The sequence below is a fragment of the Shewanella sp. 10N.286.52.A9 genome, assembly GCF_041468985.1.
Classification (GTDB): domain Bacteria; phylum Pseudomonadota; class Gammaproteobacteria; order Enterobacterales; family Shewanellaceae; genus Shewanella; species Shewanella japonica.
In genome coordinates this window covers 1-3053 of the sequence record NZ_JBFRJQ010000048.1, presented here as the reverse complement: position 1 = coordinate 3053, position 3053 = coordinate 1, and the positions used below count along the sequence as shown (strand labels likewise).

The window sequence follows — 3053 nt, the reverse complement described above, 5'->3', positions numbered from 1 at the left end:
AAGAAACTTCTGCGTTCCATTATTATTTCCTCTTACTAAAATAAATTCAGCACGTTTGTTAAACGACTACAGCACATAGCTGAAATTCAGCATGATTTGATGGGCGTTATAATTGTGATTAAGCTCGCCCAGGGTAACCATGCCTGGCACTTGGTCAGGGGTCATTTGAGCGTCATCGGTGTCGTAATAGCGTTCGTAGCTGTAGGTCAGCTTTAATGCCATGTCATCACTCAAGGCATAGTTAGCGTAAAGGCTAGCGCTATGGTTATATGAGTAGTAATCCCCATATGGGCTGGTGCCATCTGCGGTGACATAAGTGTCACTGCTTGAGTTACTGAATAAGTAATCAGCACCAAGTGTCAGCTTGTCTTCCATTAGGCCGCCATAACTTACGCCAGCACCTAGGTTGATAAACTTATCTTCAATATCTGCGTACCAATCTGGACTGCTGTAGCTTTGACTGCCTGCTTGAGCAGAGTTAATCCATTGCTGACCTGCAAAACCGTAAGCAGAGAACTGCTTCGTTAGTTGCATATTAAGATTGATGTCGTAGCTGTAATCTTCTGATTCTGTTAAACCAATAACTGTGTCATCGTAATCGTCTTTGGCATAACGACCTGTTAAGTCGATGCTTAACCAGTCAAGGGGAGTGTGGCTAACACGCAGCTCAACTTCGTTGCGCTCTCTGTCTGCTAAATAGTATTTACGCATCAGTGAGTTTTCTTCGCTCGACGTTAGCTCTGTTGCTTGATACTCAGAGCCGCCACGGTTGCTGTGACCTGCTTTTAGATCGATAGTGAAATTGTCGATGGCACGAATAGACAGTTTTGCCCATAAGCTATCTTCATTGGTTTGTTCACGTTCGCTGTAAGTGCGTTCGATGTCTTTGCGATCATAGCCCGCTTGTAAGCGGTAGCCGCTAGCAATGCGGTAGCTGGCGTTCACTTTAAAGGTTGAGCGCTCAATATCCGTGGCGACATTTTCTTTGAATGTGCCACTGACGCTATCGAAGTTGTATTGTTGGAATTCAAATACTGAACTGTTGTTTTCACGATTGCTGTAGTCGTAACTACCACCAAGGCGTAAACGGTTGTTGAGCATAGAAGTGATGCGGAAGTTTGCATCTGTGGTATCGACTTCGCCGTCCCAGTTTTGAATTGGGTTGCCTGCCACTTGAATCAAATCGTCATCTTGGATCATACGACCGACAATGAAACGACCTGACATGACAGTGCGGTCTAGCTGGTACTGACCCGATAACGAGACTTGGTGCGCTTGATTATCTGGGGTTGCAGCATACACATCGTATTCAGTTGGTAAGCTTAGGTTGTCAGTATTGTTTTTATACTGACTGCCAAAATAACTTAATTCAGTTAACCAGTTATCGCCGGTGAGTGCTGCGCCAGCGGTGAATGAGTCAGTGGTTGAATCAACACGTTGACCAAAGTTAATTGGACCTGGGCTCACTAAACTACTGCTTTTATAGCCCGTTTTATCTTCAGAGTCGAAACGCACATAGGCTTGATAAAAGTCTTGTTTGAAATCGGCGCCGATACCGACTTTTTCACGTTGCTGAGATAACTCAAATACGTACGGTACATCAGGCGTCATCATGCCATCGTCGTAGTATAAGTTACTTTGGGCATCACCTGATTGGTAAGTGGTGATTAATGCGTAATCCGCATCAACATTGAATAAGCCTTTTTGGCCAACACTGATGTTAGCTGTGCTGTTCTCAAAGCCAAGTTGATGAGCTTGAACACGCGCTTGGTAACCGTGTTCATCTTGGTATTCAATATCGCCACTCAGTGATGTCACAAAACCATCTTGATCAGTACCAAAGGCATTGGCAGCATGGACATCATCACTGTCGATGTAGCCAGCAGAAACGTTAACATTGCCGCTGTAACCTTGTGTTGAAGTACAGCGCTTACATTGATACTTCTCTTGATTAAGGTTTTCTGTATTAGCATTGCCAACAGCAAAGTCAGCTGCCCATGCAGGGGCCGTTGCCATTAATAAAGAAGCAGTGATTAAATTCAGTTTAAAGTTCATTGTTATGGCTCCTGATTAGCGCTGCAGTAAGCTGCCGGCTGGGTGGTTAGAACCATGGATTTGGCTATGACAGTTCAAACAGCTTTTTCCACCGCCAAAGGCATCCATTCCAGGTTGAAGAACAACGCGACTTGCGTGACCGTCATCAGCGTGACATTGCTGACATAGCTGTGGTGCACGATTGTTTAGCATGCCTTCGTTAACGCTGCCGTGTGGGTTATGACACGTGACACAGTTTTCAGTCACAGGTGCATGTTCCCATAGCATTGGGCCACGCTTTTCAGCATGACAGCTGTAACAAGTGTCATTGACTGTTGGCTTGTTTAGGGCGCTTTCAGACATAGAACCATGTGGAGAGTGACAATCAATACAGGTCATTTGATCCCATTTCATTGGATGAGATGAGCGCTTGTTCATGTCAGCTTTTTCACGAGTGTGGCAGCTAGTACAGGTGTCATTAACGGTTAACTTGTCTAAGGCAGGGTCTTTAGCAGCATGTACCACGTGACAATCGGCACAAGCAATCTCTTCAAGATTGTGAGTGCTGCTATGCCATGCCATTTGCTCTGGGTCGTTATGACAACCTTGGCAAACGGTATTTTGAGTTGGCGCATCTAATTTGCTGTCTTTACCAAATTGGATCATGGGCTCTTTGCCGCCACGATTGTGGTTGCCTTGAGGGCCATGACAGGCTTCACATTGCAGTCCAGCCATAGGTGAGTCTTTACTGGTTAAGTCGCCATGTGCGCCTTTAAAGATGTCGGTAACACCTTCGGTACGTTGGTGACACATTAAGCAGCTGTCTGCTCCTTTAGGGGAATACTTACCTTCAGCGAACTTCTCAACGAGTTTTTGAGAAACCTCTTCACCTGTCATGTCATCCCATGGCGCAGCAGCGACACCAAATGAGCACAAGTAAAGGGTTACACTGATAGATGCGATTAAGTTTCGACACCAATTCATAATGTCACCTGACCTTATTAAATCTTAAATAAAAA

The 3053-nt window shown here is 45.1% G+C and carries 2 protein-coding genes; both read right to left on the bottom strand.

Annotated features, from left to right (window positions below; translation table 11 throughout):
• Nucleotides 1–66: 66 nt before the first annotated feature.
• The gene (locus AB4128_RS20685) at nt 67–2055 is read right to left on the bottom strand and encodes an MtrB/PioB family decaheme-associated outer membrane protein (protein ID WP_055025970.1); all 1989 of its coding nucleotides are present in this window, start codon (nt 2053–2055) and stop codon (nt 67–69) included.
• A gap of 15 nt (nt 2056–2070) precedes the next feature.
• Nucleotides 2071–3018, bottom strand: a complete 948-nt coding sequence (locus AB4128_RS20680) for a DmsE family decaheme c-type cytochrome (RefSeq protein ID WP_055025971.1) — start codon at nt 3016–3018, stop codon at nt 2071–2073.
• Nucleotides 3019–3053: the final 35 nt, after the last annotated feature.